At 65.1% G+C, this 25222-nt stretch carries 24 protein-coding genes; 19 read left to right on the plus strand and 5 right to left on the minus strand.

All coding sequences use genetic code 11. The annotated features are described in order from the left end of the window. Positions 1–1751 (plus strand): TonB-dependent receptor domain-containing protein (locus SX1_RS11655; RefSeq protein WP_019053125.1); only part of this gene is annotated, 1751 nt, incomplete at its 5' end. Here the strand turns inward: SX1_RS11655 and SX1_RS11660 are convergent. After that, on the minus strand, positions 1729–2475 hold the full coding sequence (locus tag SX1_RS11660; protein WP_019053126.1) for a YggS family pyridoxal phosphate-dependent enzyme: 747 nt from the start codon (positions 2473–2475) through the stop codon (positions 1729–1731). The genes SX1_RS11655 and SX1_RS11660 overlap by 23 nt on opposite strands. Positions 2476–2498: 23 nt before the next feature. Here SX1_RS11660 and SX1_RS11665 point away from each other — a divergent pair, with 23 nt between their 5' ends. Further along, positions 2499–3056, plus strand: a complete 558-nt coding sequence (locus tag SX1_RS11665) for a thiamine phosphate synthase (RefSeq protein WP_026149695.1) — start codon at positions 2499–2501, stop codon at positions 3054–3056. A 70-nt stretch (positions 3057–3126) separates the two neighbouring features. Further along, positions 3127–3480 carry a GIY-YIG nuclease family protein gene (locus tag SX1_RS11670; RefSeq protein WP_019053128.1) on the plus strand — a complete coding sequence of 118 codons (354 nt, stop codon included), beginning with the start codon at positions 3127–3129 and terminating at the stop codon, positions 3478–3480. Between the two features lie 220 nt (positions 3481–3700). Here SX1_RS11670 and SX1_RS11675 read toward each other — a convergent pair whose 3' ends face one another. Beyond that, positions 3701–4423, minus strand: a complete 723-nt coding sequence (locus tag SX1_RS11675; protein WP_026149697.1) for a hypothetical protein — start codon at positions 4421–4423, stop codon at positions 3701–3703. 240 nt (positions 4424–4663) lie between these two features. Here SX1_RS11675 and SX1_RS11680 point away from each other — a divergent pair, with 240 nt between their 5' ends. From SX1_RS11680 to SX1_RS11720, 9 genes are all read left to right on the plus strand, one after another. Next, entirely contained in the window at positions 4664–5113 is a 450-nt protein-coding gene (locus tag SX1_RS11680; protein ID WP_019053130.1) for a DUF3576 domain-containing protein, read from the plus strand. Between the two features lie 102 nt (positions 5114–5215). Further along, a complete protein-coding gene (leuS, locus tag SX1_RS11685; RefSeq protein ID WP_019053131.1) occupies positions 5216–7744 on the plus strand; it encodes a leucine--tRNA ligase in 2529 nt (842 codons plus the stop codon). A 122-nt stretch (positions 7745–7866) separates the two neighbouring features. Continuing rightward, positions 7867–8370: an LPS assembly lipoprotein LptE gene (lptE, locus tag SX1_RS11690; RefSeq protein WP_019053132.1), complete on the plus strand. Its 504-nt coding sequence runs from the start codon at positions 7867–7869 to the stop codon at positions 8368–8370. Further along, positions 8367–9392, plus strand: a complete 1026-nt coding sequence (gene holA / locus SX1_RS11695; protein ID WP_019053133.1) for a DNA polymerase III subunit delta — start codon at positions 8367–8369, stop codon at positions 9390–9392. The genes lptE and holA overlap by 4 nt, the downstream gene beginning before the upstream one ends. Before the next feature lie 73 nt (positions 9393–9465). Further along, positions 9466–10521 carry a type III polyketide synthase gene (locus SX1_RS11700; RefSeq protein WP_086012675.1) on the plus strand — a complete coding sequence of 352 codons (1056 nt, stop codon included), beginning with the start codon at positions 9466–9468 and terminating at the stop codon, positions 10519–10521. Then, positions 10518–11192: a methyltransferase domain-containing protein gene (locus SX1_RS11705; RefSeq protein ID WP_019053135.1), complete on the plus strand. Its 675-nt coding sequence runs from the start codon at positions 10518–10520 to the stop codon at positions 11190–11192. Before SX1_RS11700 ends, SX1_RS11705 begins: the two co-directional genes overlap by 4 nt. After that, positions 11171–12253, plus strand: a complete 1083-nt coding sequence (locus SX1_RS11710) for an NAD(P)/FAD-dependent oxidoreductase (RefSeq protein ID WP_019053136.1) — start codon at positions 11171–11173, stop codon at positions 12251–12253. Before SX1_RS11705 ends, SX1_RS11710 begins: the two co-directional genes overlap by 22 nt. Beyond that, positions 12246–12689 carry a peptide-methionine (R)-S-oxide reductase MsrB gene (gene msrB, locus SX1_RS11715; protein ID WP_017183193.1) on the plus strand — a complete coding sequence of 148 codons (444 nt, stop codon included), beginning with the start codon at positions 12246–12248 and terminating at the stop codon, positions 12687–12689. The genes SX1_RS11710 and msrB overlap by 8 nt, the downstream gene beginning before the upstream one ends. Positions 12690–12850: 161 nt before the next feature. Continuing rightward, positions 12851–14935: a transglycosylase domain-containing protein gene (locus SX1_RS11720; RefSeq protein WP_019053137.1), complete on the plus strand. Its 2085-nt coding sequence runs from the start codon at positions 12851–12853 to the stop codon at positions 14933–14935. 62 nt (positions 14936–14997) lie between these two features. On the opposite strand, the gene SX1_RS11725 is transcribed toward SX1_RS11720, so the two are convergent. After that, on the minus strand, positions 14998–15987 hold the full coding sequence (locus tag SX1_RS11725; protein ID WP_019053138.1) for a retroviral-like aspartic protease family protein: 990 nt from the start codon (positions 15985–15987) through the stop codon (positions 14998–15000). A 299-nt stretch (positions 15988–16286) separates the two neighbouring features. Between SX1_RS11725 and rho the strand changes: the two genes are divergently transcribed. Together rho and SX1_RS11735 are read left to right on the plus strand one after the other, a co-directional pair. Beyond that, positions 16287–17543, plus strand: coding sequence for a transcription termination factor Rho (gene rho / locus SX1_RS11730; protein WP_017183196.1), 1257 nt, complete (start codon positions 16287–16289; stop codon positions 17541–17543). Between the two features lie 16 nt (positions 17544–17559). Further along, on the plus strand, positions 17560–18282 hold the full coding sequence (locus tag SX1_RS11735; RefSeq protein WP_019053139.1) for a YjbE family putative metal transport protein: 723 nt from the start codon (positions 17560–17562) through the stop codon (positions 18280–18282). Between the two features lie 264 nt (positions 18283–18546). On the opposite strand, the gene SX1_RS11740 is transcribed toward SX1_RS11735, so the two are convergent. Beyond that, positions 18547–19515 carry a quinone oxidoreductase family protein gene (locus tag SX1_RS11740; protein WP_026149698.1) on the minus strand — a complete coding sequence of 323 codons (969 nt, stop codon included), beginning with the start codon at positions 19513–19515 and terminating at the stop codon, positions 18547–18549. After that, positions 19515–20213, minus strand: coding sequence for a dienelactone hydrolase family protein (locus SX1_RS11745; protein WP_026149699.1), 699 nt, complete (start codon positions 20211–20213; stop codon positions 19515–19517). Before SX1_RS11745 ends, SX1_RS11740 begins: the two co-directional genes overlap by 1 nt. A 149-nt stretch (positions 20214–20362) precedes the next feature. Here SX1_RS11745 and SX1_RS11750 point away from each other — a divergent pair, with 149 nt between their 5' ends. The 5 genes from SX1_RS11750 to SX1_RS11770 all read left to right on the plus strand — a co-directional run. Next, positions 20363–20611: a DUF6489 family protein gene (locus SX1_RS11750; RefSeq protein WP_017183200.1), complete on the plus strand. Its 249-nt coding sequence runs from the start codon at positions 20363–20365 to the stop codon at positions 20609–20611. A 15-nt stretch (positions 20612–20626) separates the two neighbouring features. After that, the gene (gene mnmE / locus SX1_RS11755; protein WP_019053142.1) at positions 20627–21910 is read left to right on the plus strand and encodes a tRNA uridine-5-carboxymethylaminomethyl(34) synthesis GTPase MnmE; all 1284 of its coding nucleotides are present in this window, start codon (positions 20627–20629) and stop codon (positions 21908–21910) included. Positions 21911–21971: 61 nt separating this feature from the next. Further along, a complete protein-coding gene (mnmG, locus tag SX1_RS11760) occupies positions 21972–23822 on the plus strand; it encodes a tRNA uridine-5-carboxymethylaminomethyl(34) synthesis enzyme MnmG (protein ID WP_019053143.1) in 1851 nt (616 codons plus the stop codon). Further along, complete coding sequence (gene rsmG / locus SX1_RS11765; RefSeq protein WP_019053144.1) at positions 23819–24463, plus strand: 16S rRNA (guanine(527)-N(7))-methyltransferase RsmG; 645 nt, start codon at positions 23819–23821, stop codon at positions 24461–24463. The genes mnmG and rsmG overlap by 4 nt, the downstream gene beginning before the upstream one ends. Beyond that, on the plus strand, positions 24460–25222 hold a 763-nt coding region (locus tag SX1_RS11770; RefSeq protein WP_019053145.1), incomplete at its 3' end, for a ParA family protein. The genes rsmG and SX1_RS11770, both read left to right, overlap by 4 nt.

Genomic DNA, 25222 nt, shown 5'->3' on the forward strand with positions numbered 1-25222 from the left:
AGCCCGATTATGACTATAATCGCGCCGACCTGCTCTATCGCGATCCCAATACCTATCGCCAGTTCAAGACCTTCACCCAGGAATTGCGGGCGCAGGGTTCGGCCTTTGGCGACATGCTCGACTGGCTGGTCGGTGGCTATTATGCCAATGAACGGCTGACCTTGCAGGATAATATCCGCTTTGGCGCGGATTATGGCCGCTTTGCCGCCTGCCGCCTGATGGCGGGGGCGGAGGTCAACAGCAATTTTTCCGCGCAACAGTTGGCGGCATGTGGAAGTGGCCTTGCGACTCAACCGTTGATCACGGGCTTTCAGGGGTTGCTTAATAGTCGCTTGGCGCAGGCCTTCCAGGCAGCTGGGCTACCAGCCCCGGTTGCTGTTGCGCAGGCAGGAGCGCTGTCAACAGGCTTGGCTAATGGCCTGCGTACGTTGTCTGCAATCCCGGCAGGCACCGGCGACGTTGCGTCCATCTATCGCCAGAAGAGCGAGAATTGGGCGCTGTTTACCCACAATATCATCCACATCACCAAGCGCCTCGATCTGACGCTTGGCCTACGCTACACTCATGAATCAAAAACGTTTTCGTCGGATTTCAACAATAACAACGCAACATGTGCGGCTTTGCAGGCGTCAACGTTGCCGTCGATTGCATTAAATCCCGCTCTTGGCAGTCCTAATTCGCCAGCAAGGGCGCTGGCGGGCGGCATATTGACGCTGGGATGCCTGGGCAACGGATCGACCACGCTCAATGCGCTCGACCTGAACGACAAGATCAGCGACGGCGAATTTTCCGGCACGGCGGTCCTGTCCTGGAAGGCGACCGACGACCTGATGGTCTATGGCAGCTATTCCAAGGGCTATAAGGCGGGCGGCTTCAACCTCGATCGCTTCCAGCTGGGATCGACCGGGCTGAACGTCATCCCCGCCGTGTTCGCGCCGCGCACCAACGCCGACGTGACCAGCCTGCGCTTTGCCGCGGAAAAGGTGGATTCGTTCGAGGTGGGCCTGAAATATAGCGCGCCCAAATGGAGCGTGAACCTGGCCGGCTTCCGGCAGGAGTTCAAGAATTTCCAGCTCAACACCTTCAACGGCACCAGCTTCGTCGTCCAGAATATCAATGGCTGCGACAGTGCGCTGAGCGCGGCGCGGACCTGTGCGGCGGGGGATGTCGGGCCGGGCCTGATCAGCCAGGGTGTCGAACTGGAATGGTCGGTGACCCCGGCGCGCAATTTCCGCGTGGCGGGCGGCGCAACCTATGCCGAAGCGAAGTTCGCCAACCGGCTGGTGGGCAGCGGCAATGGCGCGGTCCCGCTGGACCCCGCCCTGTTCCTGCTGCCCGGCTCCATCAACAGCAACGCGCCCAAGATGGTGACGACCGCCAGCATGGCATGGACGCCCGACATCGGGACGAGCGGCCTGTCAGCGCTCTTCTATGTCGATGGCCGCTTGACCAGCGACTATAATACCGGGTCGGACCTGTTCCCCGAAAAGCGGCAGGACGGCTTTGCCATCGTCAACGCGCGCGTCGGCATTCGCGGTCCCAACCAGCGCTGGGCGGTGGAGTTCTGGGGTCAGAATATCTTCAACCAGGACTATACCCAGGTGTCGTTCAGCAGCCCGCTCCAGTCGAGCAGCCCGACAACCTCCACCACCGGCCAGTTCGCCCAGGGCGCGCCGATGGCGAACCAGTTGATCTCCTCCTACCTCGCCGAGCCGCGCACCTACGGCATCACGCTCCGGGGGAGTTTCTAAGCATCCCCAGCCCGCTCCGGGGAACGGGGCGGGCTGGCGGGGGACGATCCCCGAACAGGGCGGTGCCGACGCGAATATCGGTCGCCCCCAGCATGATCGCGGTTTCATAATCGCTGGACATGCCCATCGACAGGCGCGGGAGACTTTCTTCCCGCGCCATTTTTGCAAGCAGCGCGAAATAGGGGGCTGGCTCCACATCGGCGGGCGGGACGGCCATCAGGCCGAGCAGGGGAATGTCGGCGGCGCGGGCAGCGGCGATCAGCGCGGGGGTGTCGGCGATCGCGCAGCCCCCCTTTTGCGGCTCCGCACCGATATTGACCTGAACATAGCAGGGGACGCGCTTGCCCTGCGCGTCCATCGCCTTGGCCAGCGCACTCAGCAGCGAAGGGCGATCAAGGCTGTGGATGACATCGAACAGGGCGACGGCATCGGCGGCCTTGTTGGATTGCAGCTGGCCGACGAGATGCAGGCGAATGTCGGGATGCGCCTGTCGCAGCGCGGGCCATTTCTCCTGCGCTTCCTGCACCCGGTTTTCGCCGAACACGCGCTGCCCCGCATCGATCAGCGGCTGGATGGCGGCGGCATCCTTGGTCTTGGATATGGCGATCAGGGTGATGGCGTCCGCGGTCCGGCCAGTCAGGCGGGCGGCCTTGGCGATCTCATCCTGAATGGTGGCCAGGCGGCTGGCGGCGTCCTGAGTGGCAATGCTGCTGTCTGTCGTCATGCGCGCTGCTATAGGGCAGGGTCATGACCTGTCGCCACCGCAAAAATATGCCGCTGATCTGGCTGATGACTGACGAGCGGATCGGCGAGGCGGCCTTGCTGGCGGCGGTGGCGCGATTGCCCAGGGGGCGTGCGGGAATCATCTTTCGCCATTACAGGACGGAACCGGGCGCGCGGCGGGCGCTGTTCGATGCGGTGCGGGCGATCGCGCGGCGGCGGCGGCTGACATTGCTGCTGGCGGGGACGGCGCGGCAGGCCGCGGCCTGGGCAGCGGATGGCTGGCACGGGCGGGACTCGCGCCGGGCAGGCCGACCGATGCGGCACAGCGCGCCCGCGCATGACGCGCGGGAGATGGTGGCGGCGCGGCGGGGCGGGGCGGACATGGTGCTGCTGTCGCCCCTATTTCCGACACGCTCGCATCCGGGAGGGGCGAGTCTGGGGCGGGTAAGGTTTGCGAAGCTCGCGCGGGGGGCAGACATGCCCGTCATCGCGCTGGGCGGCGTGAAGCGAAAGCATGGCCGGATGTTGCGCACTATCGGCGCTGCGGGATGGGCGGCGATTGATGGGCTAGTGAGCGAGTAGGGGGGACTTTGTTGGTCTTGGATGGATTGCGGAATGGAGGGTTTGTGGGTGCAAGAACCGTAGAGGGCAGATGCCTTTCACCGTCACCCCAGCGAAGGCTGGGGTCTCTGGCGCAGATGCGCTACAGTTGGATATGGCGCGAGGCGGCTACACCTGTGTCATGACCAATAAGCCAAGGGGCGTCCTCTATATTGGCGTCACAGCCGACATCGCTACGCGCGCCCAACACCATCGAAACGGCACCGGCTCCGCCTTTTGCAAGAAATATGGGTTGACCCGCCTAGTTCTGGTCGAGCCACATGATGATATTAGGATCGCCATCGCCCGCGAAAAGGCGCTCAAAGCCTGGAAACGCGAATGGAAAATCCGCCTTGTGGAACAAGCCAATCCAGATTGGCGGGACATGTCAGACGTTATCTTCTGACGCCTGAGACCCCAGCCTTCGCTGGGGTGACGATGAAGGAAATGGCCGACTGACGACCCGCAGGGCAGCGTAGCTAACGTCAGGATACATTGGCGCGATCTTCACGCATAATCGCAACGCTTGCGTGAATGGATCCCGGAACAAGCCTGTCGAAGGGGCCGGGATGACAGAGTGAGAAGGCGATACGCCCGTCGCTCCTTCCCGCTCGCCTTTCAGCCGATCAGAATTTGAACACGGTGCCCAGATAGACGGCCTGGCTGTCTTGGCGGTCATCGGTCATCGGGGTCAGGCGGCCTGCGACGCTGTTGTTGTAGCGCACGCCTGCGGTGACGTTCAGGTTGCGCGTCAGCGAATAGGAGCTGGCGAGATCCAGCGAATAATCCTTGTCGGCCGCCGGGTTGCGTGTCGCGGCAACCGCGTCGCGGCGGGTTTCGATCAGCATCTTGGTGCTGAACCGATCCTTCTTGCCGCTATCCAGCGAGAAATTCTTGGCATCGACCATGGTTTCGACCGGCACCGGATCGAGCGCCTTGCGGCCGATCGCTTCGGGCAGGGCGAATTTGCGCCAGCCATGCGCGCCGTTCAGGCTGAAGGCCACAGGCGCGATATTGACCGGGGTGAGGGTGGTGTTGACCGCAACGCGATCATTGTCGCCCGCGCGGACCATCACGGTGATCGCCCGCTGGCCGCTGAGCGAGCCGCTGGTCGGCGTGAAGCGGAAGCCCTGACGGCTGGCCGACGCTGCGATCTTCGCATAGGCGGCGGCAAGGCGCGGGTCTTTGGTCGTGGGCGTGAAGGAAGAGATGCTGCCCAGCGCGCCGAGTGAAACCGGCGATTGCGTAAGCACCAGATCGGTCGCTGCGCCGATGGCAGGAGACAGCATGAAGCCAGCCACGGCAACCGCCGCGCCCGCCAATGCCAAATGTCCCCTATTCACGCGCATGATTCGATTCTTTCCCCGCCACTTATATTGCACAACGCTCTACACGTACAAAGCCGCCACTGGCTAGTGCCACCCCCTTCTTGCACCCCTTTTTGTCAGAGATGTTGCACGGAACACACAGGCGCGCAGAATGATCCGTGCCGGATCGCATGCGCCGTCGCCCGCCGCCCCTTGCTCCTTGGCGCGGGACCACTATAGAAGGCGCGAGCATTTTTCGTCTTTTCAGCTAGGACATGCCTGATGGCCAGCCGCCTTTTTCGTTCCGTTTCCGCAGGTCTGCTGCTGACCGCCCTGTTGCCGCTGGCCGCCTGCGGTGGCGGGGCCAAGGACCGGCCCAAGGCGGATCTGGCCGCGTCCAGGGTCACCACGATCGGCGTCAACGCCTATCTGTGGCGCGCCAGCCTGGACACGCTGTCCTTCATGCCGATGGTGCAGACCGATTCCAACGGCGGCGTCATCGTCACGGACTGGTATGCCAATCCCAACAGCCCCAATGAGCGGATGAAGCTGACCGTGTCGATCCTGGATCAGGATCTGCGCGCGGACGCGCTGCGTGTCGCGGCCAGCCGTCAGGTGAACCAGAATGGCCAGTGGATCGACGCCCCGGTGAAGGCGGCGACGGTGCAGAAGCTGGAAGAGGTCATCCTGACCAAGGCCCGCGACCTGCGCCGCACGGCGATTTCCGGCTGATATTTCTTCGCCTGGGTTTTGCATGCGCGAAGCCCCGGTTTTTCGACGGTTCGGGGCTGGGCTTGCAAAGGCCCAGCCCCCTCGCATTTGGTAGGACAGGACATGCAAAGGCGCTTCAATCCGCTGGAGGCCGACGCCCGCTGGCAGGCGATCTGGGACGAGAAGCAGAGTTTTCGGGCGGACGACGCTTCGCCCAAGCCGCGATCCTATGTGCTGGAGATGTTCCCCTATCCGTCCGGGCGCATCCATATCGGCCATGTCCGCAACTATTCGATGGGGGACGTGCTGGCGCGCTTCCGCCGGATGACGGGGCATGAAGTGCTGCACCCGATGGGCTGGGACGCATTCGGCATGCCGGCCGAAAATGCCGCGATGGAGAAAAAGGTTCATCCGGGCAAATGGACCTATGAAAATATCGCCAATATGAAGGCGCAGCTCAAGAAACTGGGCTTTGCGCTGGACTGGAGCCGGGAACTGGCCACCTGTCACCCCGACTATTATGGCCATGAACAGGCGCTGTTCCTGGACATGCTGGACGCGGGGCTGGTCTATCGCAAGGAATCGGCTGTCAATTGGGACCCGGTCGACATGACCGTGCTGGCCAATGAGCAGGTGATCGACGGCAAGGGCTGGCGATCGGGCGCGACGGTCGAGAAGCGCAAGCTCAATCAATGGTTCCTGAAAATCACGCAATTTGCCGATGATCTGCTGGAGGGTCTTAAAGGTCTGGACCAGTGGCCCGACAAGGTCCGCACGATGCAGGAAAACTGGATCGGCAAGTCGGTCGGGCTGCAATTCCGCTTTCAGCCGGTCGCGCCGTTCGAGAGCGAAATAGAGGTGTATTCGACCCGCCCCGACACGATTTTCGGGGCGAGTTTCGTTGCGATCGCGGCGGACCATCCGGTCGCGCAGCAGCTGGCGGCGGACAATGCGCAGGCGCAGGCCTTTATCGATCTGTGCAAGGCAGGCGGAACCACGGCGGCGGAACTGGAAACGGCGGAAAAGCTGGGTTTCGACACCGGCCTGACCGTCACCCATCCGTTCGATCCCGAATGGCAGCTGCCGGTGTTCATCGCCAATTTCGTGCTGATGGACTATGGCACCGGCGCGGTGATGGGCGTTCCCGCGCATGACCAGCGCGACCTCGACTTTGCGCGCAAATATATGCTGCCGGTCGAGCGCGTGGTCGCGGCCGAGGGGGACGAAGCAGCGCCGATCCACGACGAAGCCTATGTCGGGCCCGGCAGGCTGGTGAACAGCCGCTTCCTTGACGGCATGGCCGTCGAAGAGGCCAAGGCCGCGGTCATCGCGCGGGCCGAATCCGAAGGCTGGGGCGCGGGCAAGACGGTGTTCCGCCTGCGCGACTGGGGCGTGTCGCGCCAGCGTTACTGGGGGACACCGATCCCGGTGATCCATTGCGCCGATTGCGGCGTGGTGCCGGTGCCCAAGGCGCAATTGCCGGTGGTGCTGCCCGACGATGTGACGTTCGACATCCCCGGCAATCCGCTCGATCGCCACCCGACCTGGAAGCATGTGGCATGCCCATCGTGCGGCAAGCCGGCGGTGCGCGAAACCGACACGCTGGACACGTTCGCCGATTCAAGCTGGTACTTCATCCGTTTCGCCAGCCAGCCCAAGGACAAGCCGTTCGACCGTGCGACGGTGGAGCAGTGGTTGCCGGTCGGCCAATATATTGGCGGGGTCGAACATGCGATCCTGCATTTGCTCTACGCCCGGTTCTGGACGCGCGCGCTCCAGCATATGGGGCAATTGGGCTTTGCCGAACCCTTTACCGGCCTGTTCACGCAGGGGATGGTGACGCATGAGACCTATAGCCGCGAACAGGGCGATGGCCTGCCGCCGGTCTATTTCGCGCCGGGCGAGATCGAACGCACCGCCGATGGCGCGACCCTGATCGCCGACAAGGCGCCGGTCGAGATTGGCCGGGTCGTCAAAATGTCCAAGTCCAAGAAGAATGTCGTCGATCCCGATGACATCATCGCCCAATATGGCGCGGACGCGGTGCGATGGTTCATGCTGTCGGACAGCCCGCCAGAGCGCGACCTGCCCTGGACCGAAAGCGGGATTGAGGGATCGTGGCGCTTCATCAACCGCTTGTGGCGGTTGTTCGGTCAGGTCGAGGCAGGTGCGGAAGGGCAGGACAAGTCGCTGGACCGCAAGCTGCACCAGACGATCGACGGGATCGCGAAGGACATAGAGGCGCTGTCCTTCAACAAGGCAGTCGCCAAGATTTACGAACTGGCCAATGCGGTTGAAAAGGCGGCGCCGTCCGCGTCGCGCAACGCCGCCATTCGTGCGCTGGCGCTGCTGGTCGCGCCGATGACCCCGCATCTGGCGGAGGAAGCCTGGGCCGATATGGGCGAAACTGGTCTGATTGCCGACGCTGCCTGGCCCATGGTCGATCCGGCGCTGCTGGTGGATGACGAAGTGACCATCGCCTGCCAGGTGATGGGCAAGCTGCGCGACACCATCACCGTGCCCAAGGGAACGGCGAAAGACGAGTTGGAGCGTCTGGCGCTGGCCGCGCCCAATGTCATGCGTATCCTGGACGGGGCGACGCCCAAGAAGGTCATCGTCGTGCCGGATCGTCTGGTGAATCTGGTTATCTAGATGCAAAAATCCGTTCGCCCTGAGCGAAGTCGAAGGGCTTTGCTGAGCGCAAGCGAAGCAGCTTCGCTCCGCTCAGCAAAGGGCTTCGACAAGCTCAGCCCGAACGGATAAGAGTTCAGGTCATGAAGCGCATATTCCCCCTCCTTGCCGTTCCGCTCCTCCTCACCGCCTGCGGTTTGCGGCCGGTCTATGGCGGGGGCGCGAACGGGGCGGTGGCGCAGACGCTGGGCCATGTCGATGTTCAGCCGATCGCGGGCAAGAATGGCTGGCTGATGCGCAATGCGCTCAATGACCGGCTGGCCGTGATGCAGCAGGGCGGGTCCGGCCCGCGCTACAAGCTGGTGGTCAAGCTGGACGACCAGATCAGCGGTTTCGGTCTGCGGTCCGACGCCGCCGTCACCCGCGAACGCCGCACCTTGCGCGCGCGCTATCAACTGGTGGACGAAGCGACCGGCGCGCAATTGCTGGACGACAGCGCCGGATCGGACGCGGGCATCGACGTCACGTCCAGCGAATATGCGACGATCGCGGCGGAGGATACCGCGCTGGAACGCCTGTCGCAGACCGTGGCGGACCAGATCATCGCGCGGCTGGCGCTCTATGCCAGCCGGGACGCCGCCCCTTGAAGGCCAATCGCGGCCAGATTGAAAAGGCGCTCGACGCGCCATCGGCGGCGCTGCGCTTCATCCTGCTCTACGGCCCGGACGAAGCGGCCAGCCAGGCGCTGGTCCGGCGGCTGGAACGGGCGATGGGGCCGGGGGCGGAGCGGGTGGATCTGGACGGGTCAACGCTGCGCGACGATCCGGCCCGGCTGGCGGACGAAGCCGCATCCTTTTCCATGTTCGGCGACAAGCGCTGGATTCGCGTGCATGGCATGGGCGAGGAATCGCTGCCTGCGCTGACCGCGCTGCTGGAGGCGGAGGCGGCGGGCAATCCGGTCATCGCCGTGGCGGGCGCGCTGAAAGCCACGTCCAAGCTGCTCAAGCTGGCGCTCGATCACAAGGGGGCGCTGGCCTTCGTTTCCTACCAGCCCGACGCGCGCGAATCGGAGCAGATCGCGATCGGCATCGCGCGCGAAGGCGGGCTGCGGCTGTCGACCGAACTGGCGCGGCGGATCGTCGACCTGGCCAATGGCGACCGGGCGCTGATGAGCGGCGAGGTGGAGAAGCTGATCCTCTATCTGGATGCCGCGCCCGACCGCCCGCGCGAGGCGACGGCGGAAGCGCTGGACGCATTGTCGGCCGACAATCCCGATACGGAGGTCGCGCCCCTGGTCAATGCCGTGCTGGGCGGTGACCTGAAAGCCATGCACCGCGAACTCACCAGCCTGTCGGAGGTTGGCGCAAGCATGGCGTCGGTCATTCGCCCGCTGCTGACCCGCGCCATGCTGCTGGCCAATATCCGCGCCGATTTCGACAGTAGCGGACGGCTGGAAGGCGCGGTCGAGGCGGCGGGCAAAGCGGTATTCTGGAAGGAAAAGGGCGTGGTCACGCGGCAGGTACGGCTGTGGGACGCAACCGGCATCGCCCGTGTCATCCAGAGGCTGGCGCAGGCCGAGCGCGCGACCCGGTCCGGCCGGGGCACGGGCGACCTGCTGGTACGGCACGAATTGTTGACGATCGCGCGGCAGGCGGCACGGGAACGATAGACGCCGACGCGCGCTTTGACGAATAAGACAGGGTAGAGCGTGGCCATGTGCCAGCGCGCAACAAAGGCAGCGCATCATTTCGTCCACCGCCACCATCCAAGCCATCGGCACAGCCGTCCCCGCCACTGATGTCCACCCGGCCTTTATCGACTGGGCAGGCGCGCGCATAACCGACCCGCGGGAGCGGGCGCTGTTCATGCGGATGGCGCAGCGCAGCGGCATCCATCATCGCTGGTCGGTGCTGGACGGCGGCGGCGGATCGCCGACCGCGCAGGGCGGCTTTTACGGCGACGCCTGGCCAACGACGGCGCAGCGCATGGCCATCTATGCCGATGAAGCGCCGGCCTTGGCCGCGCGGGCTGTGGCGGCGCTGGGGGATCAGGTCGCGATCGACGGCATCACCCATCTGGTGGTCGCCAGCTGCACGGGCTTTACCGCGCCGGGCATCGACCAGCAGTTGATCAGGCTGTTGGGGCTCGATCCTTCGGTCGAGCGGCTGATGGTCGGCTATATGGGTTGCTATGCCGCGATCGTCGCATTGCGATCCGCGCGTCATATCGTCCGGTCCGAACCGGGCGCGCGGGTGCTGGTGGTGTGCGTGGAACTGAGCAGCCTGCATTTGCAGGCGAATGCGGAGGTCGAGCCGTTGCTGGCGATGCTGCAATTTGGCGATGGCGCGGCGGCGGCCTTGGTGAGCGCCGCGCCGGGCGGCATCGCGCTGGGCCAGCCCTTTGCCATGACGGTGCCGGATACGGCGGGCCTTATTCGCTGGGATCTGGGCGACCATGGCTTTGCGATGCATTTGTCGGGCGAAGTGCCGGGCGCGATCGCGCAGGCGCTGGCGGGGACGGTGACGCTGCCGGTTCCGGCCGACAGCATCGATATGTGGGCCGTCCATGCCGGGGGACGATCCATTCTGGACGCGGTGGCGCGCGCGCTGGACTTGGCTCCGGACGCGCTGGACCATAGCCGCGCGGTGCTGCGCGCGTTCGGCAACATGTCGTCGGCGACGCTGATGTTCGTGCTGGCGCGGATATTGGCCGGGCAGGCGACGGGGCAGGGCGTTGCGCTTGCCTTCGGGCCGGGCCTGGCGGCGGAGGGGCTGACCTTTCGCCGCGAAGCGCCATGAAACGGTCGCTTGCCGACGAGCAGATGGACGCAGCCGACCTGCCCGCCAATGTCTATGCGCAGGTGCTGGCCGATCTCGAGCGGGTGAACCGGGTGACGATGGCGGCGCGGCCGACGCTGGCCTTTCTGGATCGCGCGGTGACCGGGCCGTTCCGCCTGCTGGACGTCGGCTATGGCGATGGCGGTATGCTGCGGCAGGTCGCGCGTTGGGCAAAGCGGCGCGGCATGGCCTGCGAACTGGTGGGCATAGACCTTAATCCACGCAGTCAGGCCGTGGCGCAGGCGCGGACCGATCCGGCCATGGCGATCGACTATCGCACCGGCGACTATGCCGCGCTGGCGCATGAACCATGGGACATACTGATTTCCAGCCTGGTCACGCACCATATGGACGATGCGGAGCGGCTGGCGTTCCTGCGCTTCATGGAGGATCAGGCGCGCATGGGCTGGTTCGTCAACGACCTGCACCGCCATGGCTTTGCCTATCATGGCTATCCCTGGCTGGCCCGGCTGCTGCGGGTACATCCGATCGTACGGGCGGACGGCCAACTTTCCATCGCGCGGAGCTTCGTCGCCGCCGAATGGCGGGCGATGCTGGACGCGGCGCATATCAGCGACGCACGGATCGCGCGCGTTTTTCCGTTCCGGCTGTGCGTATCCCGGCGCCGATAATCGTCGGCGCGGGGCCGGCAGGCGCGGCGGCGGCCATGCGGCTGGCGCGGGCAGGGGCGGCACCGCTGCTGATCGACCGGCAGACTGTGCCGGGCGATGCGCTGTGCGGCGGGTTCCTGAGTTGGGCGACGATCTCCCAGATCGAGGCGCTGGGGATAGAGACGGCGGCGCTGGGCGGCCACAGGGTCGATAGGCTGGCGCTGTTCGCGGGCGGACAGGAAATTGTCCTGCCGCTCCCTGCGGCGGGCATGGGCCTGTCGCGCCACCGGCTCGATACGATGTTGCGGGCTGCGGCGCAGGAAGCGGGCGTTGCGTTTCGCCTGGGGCGCGCGGTGCGGACGCTGACGCCAACCACGATCACGCTGGACGATGGCGACGCGATCGACTGGAACAGCCTCTTTCTGGCGACCGGCAAGCATGACCTGCGCGGCGCGGCGCGGCCCCGTGGCGGCGCGGACCCGGAACTCGGCCTGCGCCTGCGCCTGCCGTCCAGTCCTGCGCGGCACCGGCTGATCGGCAGCCGGATCGAACTTCATTGGATCGATGGCGGCTATGTCGGACTGTTGTTGCAGGAAGATGGCAGCGCCAATCTGTGCATGGCGGTGCGCAAGAGCGCGCTGTCGGCGGCGGGCGGGCGTCCGATCGCCCTGATTGCGCGGCTGGCCGACCTCTCGCCCGCATTGGCCGACCGGCTGGGCGAAGTGCCGGACGATGCGCAGGTCGATGCGATTGGCGATGTGCCCTATGGCTGGCGCGCGACGACAAGCTGGCCGGGTCTTTACCGGCTGGGCGATCAGGCAGCGGTGATCCCGTCGCTGGCGGGGGAGGGGATCGGCATCGCGCTGGCCAGCGCGGCGGCGGCGGTGGCGCGCTGGCAGGGGGAGGGGCGCGATGGCGCGGTCCGCTATCAGAGGGATTTTTCCCGTCGCGCGATGCTGCCGCTGCGCGCGGCGGCTGGGTTTCGCGCGCTGGGACGCTCGCCGGGGCTGCTGCGGCTGCTGACGGCGACGCCGGGCGCGGCACGCCTGGCGATGCGGCTCACCCGGATCGCGGATGCTTGATCGGCGCGCTGCCAGCGCCCATATTGCGGCCATGGACAAGATCAATCTGACCGATGCCGAATGGCGCGAGCGCCTTTCCCCCGACCGCTATCATGTGTTGCGCGAGGGCGGGACGGAGCGGGCCTTTACCGGCAAGCTCAACAGCAACAAGGCCGACGGCGTCTATTATTGCGCCGGCTGCGGCGCGGAACTGTTCGACGCGGAAGAAAAATATGACAGCGGGTCGGGCTGGCCCAGCTTTACAGCGCCCGTGGATATCGACGCGGTCGAGGAAATCCGTGACACCAGCCATGGCATGATCCGTACCGAGGTGCGCTGCGCGAAGTGCGAGGGGCATCTGGGCCATGTGTTTCCCGATGGTCCGGGCGTCAACGGCCTGCGCTACTGCATGAACAGCGCTTCGCTGGACTTCAAGCCGCGCGACGGCGACGCGTAGCCGTTCGGCACGAAATGCGCTTTGGCGCGCAATTTCATGGATGGATCGTTCATCGCCCGTAAAGCGGCCATCGTCATGGAGACGATCTAGGCAATTTTCCGGGCGGGACGCATGAAACATGCTGGCCGGGGCCGGGATTAGCGGGTATCCGGGGCGCACAGATGGCAGGATCAGGCAAGAGCAAGGGCACGCCGGGCAAGGCGAAGCGATGGCTGGTTCGCGGCCTGAAGATCAGCGTCGCGGCGGGTGTAGCCGGGCTGCTGGCGGTGGTGATCGCCGTCGTCATCGCGATGCAGTCGCTGCCCGACTATAATAGTCTGAAATCCTCCCCCAATGGCCAGATGATCCGCGTGCATGCCGCCGATGGCAGCGTCATCGTATCGCTGGGGCCGAGTTTTGGGCGCTGGATGGATTATGACCAGATCCCCAAGGTCATGGTCGACGCGATGATCTCTACCGAAGACAGGCGTTTCTACCTTCATCCCGGCGTCGACCCGATCGGCATGGCGCGCGCGGCCTGGGTTGCGGTGGAAAATCGCGGCAAGGGCCGCCGCTGGCAGGGCGCATCGACCATCACCCAGCAGGTGACGCGCAACATCTTCCTGAACAACAGCTATAGCTGGGGCCGCAAGGTGCGGGAAATGGTGCTGGCGATGGCACTGGAGCGCAAATTTTCCAAGCGCCAGATCCTGGAACTCTATCTGAACAAGGTCTATTTCGGCGGCGGCGCCTATGGCATCGACGCGGCCAGCCGCAAATTTTTCGGTCACTCCGCCACGACGCTCGACCTGCCCGAAGCCGCGATCATCGCGGGGCTGGTCAAGGCGCCGTCCAGCTATTCGCCCACCGCCGACGCCGAAGCCGCGATTGGCCGTGCGGGCGTGGTGCTGGACCTGATGCGCGACAATGGCGTGATCAGCGCATCGGAACGGGCGGCGGTCGACATGCAGGGGGTGAAGCTGGCCCCCGAACCGCCGCAGAACAGCGTGCGCTACTTTACCGACTGGGCGCTGCCCCAGCTCGACGTGCTGATCGACGAGCCGAACGAACCGCTGGAAGTCTATACCACCATCGACCTTAACATGCAGAAGGCGGCGACCGCCGCGATCCAGGCCAATGTGCCCGCGGGCACGCAGGGTGCGCTCGTGTCGCTCGACCGGGACGGGGCGGTGCGGGCGATGGTCGGCGGCCTCGATTATGTGACGTCCAATTACAACCGCGCGACCACCGCGACGCGCCAGCCCGGATCGGCATGGAAAATCTTTGTCTACATGGCCGCGCTGGAGGCGGGCTATACCCCCGACACCGGGATCACGGACGAACCCGTCGACATTAACGGGTGGAAGCCGCGTAACAGTTCCGGGCGCTTTTCCGGCGATATCGATATCCGCACCGCCTTTGCCTATTCGATCAACACGGTCGCGGCGAAGCTGGGCGTCGAAGTCGGCTTTCCGACCGTCGCCGACATGGCGCGCCGTTTTGGCATCACCACGCCGATCAACACCCATCCGTCGATGGTGCTGGGCACGTCGGACGTGCGCCTGATCGACATGACCCGCGCCTTCGCCTCGATCGCGCGCAAGGGGATTGCGGTGACGCCCTATGGCATCACCAAGGTGACGACCGCCGACGGGCGGCTGTTGTACGAGCATCAGGACGATACCAGCCGCGTGCTGGTCGCGCCCTGGGTCGCGGCGGGGATGACGGACCTGATGCAGACCGCCGTCAGCACCGGCACCGGCAAGGCGGCGCAGATCGGACGGCCCGTGGCGGGCAAGACCGGCACGACCACCAGCAACAAGGATGGCTGGTTCCTGGGCTTTTCCAGCGGCGTCACCACCGGCGTATGGATGGGCCGCGACGATGCCCGCGCGGTCGGCGTGTTGCAGGGGGGGCGCGCCCCGGCCCGCGCCTTTGCCGACTATATGAAGGTCGCGGTCGCCAAACGCCCGGTCGAACCGTTCGAAACCGAAGTGACCTTGCCCGAATGGCAATTGGAGCCGGACGCCGAAGCCTATTATGGCAGCCCCGACAATGGCGTCGATGACGGCATGATGGTGGACGAGAATGGCTTGCCGATCGAGCGCGCCCGTCCCGCGCAGCCTGATCCGCGCGACGATCAGGATATGGAGGTCGATCCGCAGGACCGGCTGTCGTCGCAGCGGATCGACCAGCAATGGATCGACAATGTGCTGGGCCGCGACCGTCAGCGCCAGCCGCCTCCCCGGCCAGCGCCTGGTCCGTAGGGTTTGATCACGTCACATTGGTCCGCTCGAAACGAACGGAGGTTTTTGCTCCGCTCGCTCGATTACTGGACGGGCAGTTTATCCGGCGGCACTGCCGACGCCAGCTGCGTCTGGCTGATCGCGCTGGCGTCGGGCAGCAGGAAATCCACCTTGCCCCGGCCAAAGTCGATCGCCACCCGGTCAAATATCCGCAGCGCGCTGATCCCCAGCAGCAAGGCGGGCTTGTCCTTCATGCCCAGTTCGGCAAAGGGGCTGGCGTCGGCGAACAGCACGGGCACCTGGATCAGGTTGACCCGGCCCATCCGCACCGATTTGATCCGCCCGACCTGGCCCGTCAATTGCCCGCCGGTAACGCTGGTCAGCACGGCCTCCGCCATGTCCGGCGCGCGCTTCTTGGCGATCAGCCGGTCGCGCAGCGCCAGATTGCCGATGCTGAAATGACTACCTGTGTCCAGCATGACGGCGACCGCCATGCCGTTGACTTCGGAATCGAGCAGGATCAGCTGGCCGCGCCGCCGCCGCGCCTCCACCACGATGGCGTCGGGGTCTATCGCGATGCGGCGGCGTGATCCGCCGCTGGCGCTGATTTCCATCCGCCCGGTGCGGAAATTGAGCTGCAGCCGCTTGGCGTGCAGACTGTCCAGCCCCAGCAGGCCGGGCGCGCCGAGATTCTCGCCCTCCAGCACCGGCGCCTCGATATCGTCGATCGTCCCGCCGCCAAAGCCTAGCTTGGGTACCGCGACCGTCTCCGCTTCCGTCCGGCCGGTCATGCTCAGGATCGTCACATTGGCGCGGGGCGGCAGCGCCAGCTGCTCGGCCAGATCGCGGGCGATGACGGTGCGCTGCGATCCGGTGTCGATGATGAAGTTCCACGGCCCCTTGCCGTCGATATGAATGGGGATGGTCACCCGTTCGTCAGGCGACGGGCCGGTACGGACGATGGCAGGCGGCACGGCGGGATCGAGCGCCGGCGCGTCCTGCGCGGCCAGCGGCGCTCCGGCGGTCATCAGGCCGACCATCGCCAGGCCGATGGTCAACGCCCCCAGCCCCATGGCCCCTGACCCTGTGAGCCGGTGCCGTCCCATTACCGCATCCTTTCCCGATTTTATCGGCCCGTTATAGCATGAAGCCGCGTGGTCGCACCAGCGACACTCTTTGACCCGAAACCGCGCTGAAAAGCCATTTTCTCTGGTCCCTGCGCATAGTCCCGCCTTGACTTGGCCCGGCCCGCTTCGCTAAATGCGCGCATTATCGACCCTGTCCGTCCTGGGCAGGCGTCTGGCGGCGTCCTGCTTGCCTGTATCTCGCCGTTTCCGGCACAATTCTCCTCTCGTCATCGGACCGACTCGCAATGCATCTCAAGGACCTCAAGAAAACCGCGCCAGCCGACCTCGTGCAACTTGCAGAGGAACTGGGCGTCGAGGGCGCGTCGACCCTGCGCAAGCAGGATCTGATGTTCGCGATCCTGAAGGCCGAGGCCGAAAATGGCGAGCAGATCATGGGCGAGGGCACGATCGAGGTGCTGCCCGATGGCTTTGGCTTCCTGCGCAGCCCGGAAGCCAATTTCCTGGCCGGTCCCGACGACATCTATGTCTCGCCCAATCAGGTGCGCCGCTTTGGCCTGCGCACCGGCGACACGGTGGACGGTGAAATCCGCGCACCCAAGGACGGCGAACGCTATTTCGCGCTGGTGAAGCTCAACACCGTCAATTTCGACGATCCCGATGTGGTCCGCCACCGCGTCAATTTCGACAATCTGACGCCGCTCTATCCCGAACAGAAGCTGACGCTCGATCCGGGCGACCCGACCCAGAAGGACAAGTCGGCACGCGTCATCGACATCGTGTCGCCGCAGGGCAAGGGCCAGCGGACGCTGATCGTCGCGCCGCCGCGCGTCGGCAAGACGGTGATGCTCCAGAACATCGCCAAGGCCATTACCGACAATCATCCCGAAGTGTTCCTGATCGTCCTGCTGATCGACGAGCGCCCTGAAGAAGTGACCGACATGCAGCGCAGCGTGAAGGGCGAGGTCGTGTCCTCCACCTTCGACGAACCCGCCACCCGCCACGTCCAGGTCGCCGAAATGGTGATCGAGAAGGCCAAGCGCCTCGTCGAGCACAAGAAGGATGTGGTGATCCTGCTCGATTCGATTACCCGCCTGGGCCGGGCCTACAACACGGTCGTTCCCTCGTCCGGCAAGGTGCTGACCGGCGGTGTGGACGCCAACGCGCTCCAGCGGCCCAAGCGCTTCTTCGGCGCGGCCCGCAATATCGAGGAGGGCGGTTCGCTCTCGATCATCGCCACCGCCCTGATCGACACCGGCAGCCGGATGGACGAAGTCATCTTTGAAGAATTCAAGGGCACCGGCAATTCCGAAATCGTGCTGGATCGCAAGGTCGCCGACAAGCGCATCTTCCCGGCGCTGGACGTCGGCAAGTCGGGCACCCGCAAGGAAGAATTGCTGGTCGACAAGGCCAAGCTTTCCAAGATGTGGGTGCTGCGCCGCATCCTGATGCAGATGGGCACGATCGACGCGATGGAGTTCCTGCTGGACAAGATGAAGGACAGCAAGACCAACGAAGATTTCTTCGATTCGATGAACCAGTAAGCGGGACTGCGCCGACATGTTCGACCTTCTCACCACCGCAGCCGCCGCCGCTCAGGGGCTGGGTTCGCCCTCTGACATCTGGGCGCATATCGTCAACGATTTCAGCAATATAACATCACCCAGCGCATTGGCCGCCTTTGGTCAGGTGCTGATGATCGACATTTTGCTGGCGGGCGACAATGCGATCGTCGTCGGCGCGCTGGCGGCAGGACTGCCCGCCGCCCAGCGCAAGAAGGTCATCCTGATCGGCATCATCGCCGCGCTGGTGCTGCGCATCGCCTTTGCGCTGGTGGTCAGCCAGTTGATGCAGATTGTCGGCCTGATCCTGGCTGGCGGCCTGCTGCTGCTGTGGGTCAGCTTCAAAATGTGGCGTGAACTGCATCCCAAGCGGGGTGGCGAAACGCCCGGCGACACGAGCGACGATGATATATCGGGCCTGCGCCCGGCCAAGAGCTTCGCCGCCGCCGCCTGGGCCGTTGCCGTTGCCGATGTCAGCATGAGCCTGGACAATGTGCTGGCGGTCGCTGGCGCGGCCAAGGACCATCCGGGCATCCTGATTATCGGGCTGATCCTGTCGGTGGCGCTGATGGGCATCGCGGCGAACATCATCGCCAAATATATCGAGCGTTTCCGCTGGATCGCCTATCTCGGCCTGGCGGTGATCGTATATGTCGCGGTCAAGATGATCTACGAAGGCTTTGTCGATCATCAGGTAGGCATATTGACGCTGTTCGCCTGAGGCTGGACGCAGCGACGCCACAAAAAGGGGGGCGGAACCACGCAGGTTCCGCCCCCCTTTTTTGTGGCGTTTATGGCCCCAATGAGGCTGTCGCATATGGAGCCATCCCCATTTTACTCGTCACCCTGAACTTGTTTCAGGGTCCAGTTCTCGCCCCAAGCGGTGGCTCTTGGGGCACAATGGATGCTGAAATAAATTCAGCATGACGAAGTAAAATGAGGTCCGTTCCGTACGCGATAGCGGTGCTTCCCCATCGGGGGAGGATCACACCACCAGCACCGTCGCCCCGGTCGTCTGCCGCGCTTCCAGCGCGCGGTGCGCCTGCGCCGCATCGCTCAGCGCGAAACGCTGGCCGATCACCGCCTTCACGACGCCGCGCTGCATCCGGTCGAACAATCGCTCGGCGGTGTGGGCCAGTTCCTGTGGCGTCGCGATATAATCGAACAGGGTAGGGCGGGTGACATAGAGCGACCCGCCACGGCTCAACTCAAGCAGACTGACCGGCGGCACCGCGCCCGACGCATTGCCATAGCTGACCATCAGTCCGCGCCGCTTGAGGATGGCGAGCGATGCGGCCCAGCTATCCTTGCCCACGCCATCATAGACGACATCGACGCCCTTGCCGCCCGTCAGGTCGCGCACCGTCGCGGCTAATCCGTCAAAGGGGCCGTGCAGGCTATGATCGGCATCGACCTGCGCCGCCTTTTCGGCGGACCCGCAATGGGCGATGACGGTCACGCCCTTGTCGCGCAGCCAGGGGACCAGCACCGATCCGACACCGCCAGCCGCCGCATGGACCAGCGCCACCTGCCCGGCGTGCAGATCGATACTGTCCTCGGCAAGGTAGCAGGCGGTCATGCCCTTCAGCATCATCGCGGCGGCATCTTCGTTCGACACACCATCGGGAATCCTGACAGCCTTGTCGGCGGCGATGATGCGGTGGCTGGCATAGGCGCCCAGCCCGCTGACGCAGCCGACCCGATCGCCAACGGCAAAGCCCGCGACGCCCGCGCCAACAGCCACCACGCGGCCCGCGCCTTCCGACCCCAGGGGAGTGGGGAGGGGCGCGGGATAGAGGCCTGTGCGATAATAGGTGTCGATGAAGTTGAGGCCGACGGCGTCCTGCGCAATCAGCAGCTCGCCTTCACCCGGTGCGCCGGGATCGAAATCCTCGCGCACGATCACCTCCGGCCCGCCATGGCTGCGGGCGACCATGCGCCACGCTCCCGTCATCAGGCGAGATGCTCGGCAAAGAAATCCGCCGTCCGCTTGTCCGCCAGTTGGGCCGCATCTTCGTCCCGGCGATTGCCCATTTCAGCGGCAAAGCCATGGTCCAGACCGTCATAATCGTGCAGCGTGACATGGCGATTATCGTCGAGCCCGGCATGCATCGCGGCCTGCGCCTCGGCGGGGACGAAGCCGTCCGCGGTCGGAATATGCAGCATGGTCGGCTTGCCGATCGCATGTTGCTCACCCAGCAAGCCGTCGATGCCCACGCCATAATAAGCGACGAACGCATCGCCATCGGTCCGGCACGCGGCCATGAAAGCCAGTCGCCCGCCCAGGCAATAGCCGACCAGCCCGACCTTGCCACCGCCGACAGCCGCCCGCGCCGCCCGGATCGTCGCTTCAATGTCGCGGATCGCCTGGTCCTGGTTCAGCTTTTGCATATGGCCCAGCGCCGCCTGGAAATCCTCCGGCACGTCGGCGTCCAGTTCGACATGCGGCTTTTCGCGCCAGAACAGGTCGGGGGCATAGGCGATATAGCCCGCCTTGGCCCAACTGTCGCACTTGCGACGGATGCCTTCATTCACGCCGAAAATTTCCTGAATGACGACGATCGCGGCGGTGGCGTCCTCTGCCGGCTTGGCGACATAGGCGTCGAATGCGCCGTCCTCTTCCAGCGTGGGGACGGAAATAAAGCCTGCCATGGGAATCCCTTCCAACTGTTGTGCCCGGCCCATATTGGCCTGATCGACAGGCCGCGCAACGGGCGTATCGCCCAAAATATTTGCCATGACCGCCCCACTTGCGGCATGACGGGCGCAACGGAATTTTCCGCGCTGGAAGGGCTTTGAACATGAAAGTGACCGTCGATGTCGATTGCAGCCCGGCCGAAGCGCGCGCTTTCCTGGGCCTGCCGGACGTGACCCCGATTCACGACAAATATATCAAGACGATGCTGGAAGGGTTTGAGGGCGTCGGCAGCGCCGAACAGATGGAAACATTGTTCAAAAGCTTCTCCCCCATGGGCGATGCGGGCGTGCGCCTGTTCCAGCAGATGATGAATATCGGCCTGTCGGGCATGTCCGGCACCGAGAAGAAATAAGCCACGCCACCGACCGTGACCGACACGATTTTCGCCCTGTCGAGCGGTGCGCCGCCCGCGGGGATTGCGGTGATCCGCGTCAGTGGTCCCGCCGCCCGCGCCGCGCTGGAACGATTGGCCCGCCGCGTCCCGCCACCGCGCGCCGCCAGCCTTGCGCTGCTGGTCGACCCGCAGGACGATGCGCCGCTCGACCGGGCCTTGACCCTGTGGCTCCCCGGTCCGGCAACCGTCACTGGCGAAGACCTGGTCGAGTTGCACTGCCATGGCGGCCGCGCCGTCGTGGCGGCAGTAGAGGCGGCGCTCGCGGCGATGCCGGGGCTGCGCCGCGCCGAAGCGGGCGAGTTTACCCGTCGCGCCTTCGTCAATGGCCGGATGGACCTGAATGCGGTGGAAGGGCTGGCGGACCTGCTGGCCGCCGAAACCCAGCAACAGCGCCGCGCCGCGCTGATGATGGCGGAAGGGCATTTCTCCCGACGGATAGAAGGCTGGCGTGCGACCCTGCTCGACCTGTCGGCGATGGCCGAAGCCGCGCTCGATTTCTCCGATGAGGATGATGTGCCCGACGCCGCGATCGAGGCGCGGATCGGCGCGGGCATCACCGCCCTTGCGCAGGATGTCGCCGCTATGCTCGCCGCGCCGTCTGCCGAGCGGTTGCGGGACGGCGTACGAGTGGTGCTGGCCGGGCCGCCCAATGCGGGCAAGTCGACCCTGCTCAACGCCTTGGTCGGACGAGATGCCGCGATCGTATCCGACATTGCCGGGACGACGCGCGACCGGATCGAGGTGCCTGCAGCGATCGGCGGCGTCGCCTTCCTGTTCACCGACACGGCGGGACTGCGGGACGAGACAGGCGACGCGATTGAGGCGATCGGCATCGACCGGGCGCGATCGGCGCTGGCGGCGGCTGATATCATCCTGTGGCTGGGCGATGATGCAGAGGCACCGCGCGACGATGCTTTGCTGATCGCCGCGCAATGCGACCGCGACGGCACGACGGCGCGTCCGGGCCTGCGCCTGTCCGCGCGCACGGGCGAAGGGATGGACGCACTGGTGGCGTTGCTGCTGGAGCGCGCGGCGCACATGCTGCCGGGCGAGGGCGATTATGCGCTGCACGCGCGACAGCGCCAGCGCGTTGGCCATATTGCGGCGTTTCTCGATTCCGCCGCTGGCGCGCATGACCTGCTGATCCTGGCCGAGGAGTTGCGACAGGCGCGGCGAGAGATCGACGCGCTGACCGGGCAGGCCGGAACCGAGGATATGCTCGACCGGCTGTTTGCAGGCTTCTGTATCGGCAAATGAGCGGCATGTTCCACGTGGAACGCTTTTGCTCCGCGCGCCCCTTTCTGATAAGGGCGGCACCATGCGAACAAGCTATGATGTGATCGTGGTCGGCGGCGGCCATGCCGGGTGTGAGGCGGCCGCTGCCGCAGCGCGCAAAGGCGCGACGGTGGCGCTGCTCACCTTTGAACGGGCGACCGTGGGCGCGATGTCCTGCAACCCGGCCATCGGCGGTCTGGGCAAGGGCCATCTGGTGCGCGAAGTCGACGCACTGGACGGACTGATCGCCCGCGCCGCCGATGCCGCTGCAATCCATTATCGCATGCTGAACAGCAGTAAGGGCGCAGCGGTACAGGGGCCGCGCGTTCAGGCCGACCGCAAGCGGTATCGCGCGGCGATCCATCAGATGCTCGACGCGCAGCCGGGACTGACGATCGTCGAGGGTGAGGCGGATGCATTGCTGCTCGACGGGGAGACTGTTGCCGGGCTGAAGCTGGCGGACGGGCGGCTCTTGTCCGCCCCCGCCATCGTGCTGGCGACCGGGACGTTTCTGGGCGGCAAGCTGTTCCGGGGTGACGAGCGCGAGATCGGCGGTCGCGTAGGGGAGCGCGCGGCCACGACACTTGGCCTTCAGCTGCGCGAGATCGGCTTGCCGATCGGGCGGCTCAAGACCGGCACGCCGCCGCGCATCGATGGTCGCACGATCGATTGGGCGCAACTGGAGGCGCAGCCTTCCGACGGCGCGAACTGGACCATGTCCCCGCTATCGGATGGTCGCGTCCTGCCGCAACTCGCCTGCGCGATCACCCGCACCAGTAAACGCACCCACCAGATCATCCGCGACGGGCTGGGGCGGTCGCCTCTGTTCAGCGGTGCGATAGAGGGGCGGGGGCCACGCTATTGCCCATCGATCGAGGACAAGATTCAGCGCTTCGGCGATCGTGACGGGCACCAGATTTTTCTGGAGCCGGAGGGGCTGGACGATCCGCTGGTCTATCCCAATGGCATCAGCACATCGCTGCCGACCGATGTGCAGGTTGCGATGGTCCGCTCCATGTGCGGGCTGGAGCAGGCCGAGATCGTCGTGCCGGGCTATGCCGTCGAATATGATCATGTCGATCCGCGCGCGCTGGATTCCTCGCTGGAAGTACGCGCCATCCCCGGCCTGTTCTGCGCCGGACAGATTAACGGCACCACTGGCTATGAGGAGGCGGCGGCGCAGGGGCTGGTCGCCGGCGCCAATGCCGCGGCACGAGCGCGCGGGGAGGCGGCCTTGGTCCTTGATCGCGCCAGCAGCTATATTGGCGTGATGATCGACGATCTGGTTTTGCAGGGTGTGACGGAACCCTATCGCATGCTGACGGCGCGCGCCGAATATCGACTACGCCTCCGCGCCGACAATGCAGAAACCCGTTTGGGGGCGATTGGCCTGGCGCATGAACTGATCGGCTCGGTGCGAGAGGCGCGGTTGGGGAGTCGCGCGGCGCAACGTCTGGCCATCGAAACCGAACTGGCGCGCATGATGACCGCCACGGAAATGGCCCGTGCTGGGGCATCGGTTCGGCAGGATGGCGCGCGGCGCAGCCTGTTCGAATGGGCGCGCTTCCCTGAGGTGAACGAGGCGCTGTTGCTCGAACTGGTGCCCGGCTTGCGCAATGCGCCGGATGATCTGCGCGCCGAAATTTTGGAGGACGCCCATTACGCCCCTTATCTCGAACGGCAGGATGCCGAGATTGCCGACATGCGCCGCAACGAGCGGGTGATGATTCCCGCCGATTTCGACTTTGCACGGATCGGCGGTCTGTCGACGGAGATGATCGAACGGCTCGATGCGGCGCGACCCGATACGCTCGCGGCGGCTGGGCGGATCAGGGGTATCACCCCGGCGGCACTGGCAGCAATCCTTGTTCACGTCCGCCGGGTGGCCGCGTGACGGAGGATGAAGCGCGGGCCTGGCTCGATACGCAATTCGATGTTTCACGTGAAACATGGGACCGATTGGAGCGCTATGTCGCGATCCTGCTGGCCGCGATGGACGAGCAGAATCTGATCGCCCAATCGACCCGCCCCCATGTCTGGGCGCGGCATATCGTGGATTCCGCGCAATTGCTGCGCCATGCGGAGGATGCAGGGGAGGGGGATTGGTATGATCTCGGTTCTGGTGCGGGGCTGCCCGGCATCGTCATCGCCTGCCTTTCTACGCGGCCAGTCATGATGGTGGAATCGCGGCGCAAGCGGATCGAATTTCTGGACGGCGTGATCGACGAACTGGGGCTCAAGCGCGCGCATGTGTTCGGTGGCCGGGTCGAGGCGGTTCCGCCAACGGCAGCGGCGGTCATAAGCGCGCGTGCCTATGCGCCCTTGCCTAAACTTCTGTCGTCCGCGGCGCATCTGGCGAATGAAAAAACGCTATGGGTGCTGCCGAAGGGACGAAATGCGCAAAATGAACTGGAGGCGGTGCTCCCATCGTGGCAAGGTGACTTCCACATGGAAGCCAGCGTAACGGATGCCGATAGCGCCATCCTGATCGCCCGATCCGTCAAACCCGTCGCCAGGAGGAAAGGCCGCGCATGATCTGCATCGCCATCGCCAATCAGAAGGGCGGCGTGGGCAAAACCACCACCGCCATCAATCTGGCCACGGGATTGGCGGCCACGGGGTTGCGCGTGTTGCTGGTCGATCTCGATCCGCAGGGTAATGCGTCGACCGGCCTGGGCGTCATGCAGGCGGATCGGGCGCAGTCCAGCTATGATCTTCTGGTCGGTAATTGCGCGCTGGAGGACGCCATTGTCGCGACCCGCGTGCCCAAGCTGGACATCGTTCCCGCGACGCAGGATCTGTCCGGCTGCGAGATTGAGCTGATCGAATATGAAGAGCGTACGCACCGTCTGGAACGGGTCTTGTCCGAAGCCCCGGCAGGTCGATGGGACATCTGCCTGATCGATTGTCCGCCGTCGCTCGGCCTGCTGACGATCAACGCGATGGTGGCGGCGCAATCGCTGCTGGTGCCGTTGCAGTGCGAATTTTTCGCGCTGGAAGGGCTGTCGCAACTGCTCCAGACGGTGGAGCGCATCCGGGGCCGGTTCAATCCCAGCCTGTCGATCATGGGTGTGGCGCTCACTATGTATGACCGGCGCAACCGGCTGACCGATCAGGTTGCCGACGATGTGCGCGCCTGCCTGGGCGATCTGGTATTCTCCACCGTCATCCCGCGCAATGTGCGCCTGTCCGAAGCGCCCAGCCATGGCGTCCCGGCGTTAATCTATGACTTCCGCTGTTCGGGGTCGGAAGCCTATATGCGACTGGCGCGCGAACTGATCGCGCGCCTGCCCC

Source organism: Sphingobium xenophagum NBRC 107872 (assembly GCF_000367345.1).
Classification (GTDB): domain Bacteria; phylum Pseudomonadota; class Alphaproteobacteria; order Sphingomonadales; family Sphingomonadaceae; genus Sphingobium; species Sphingobium xenophagum.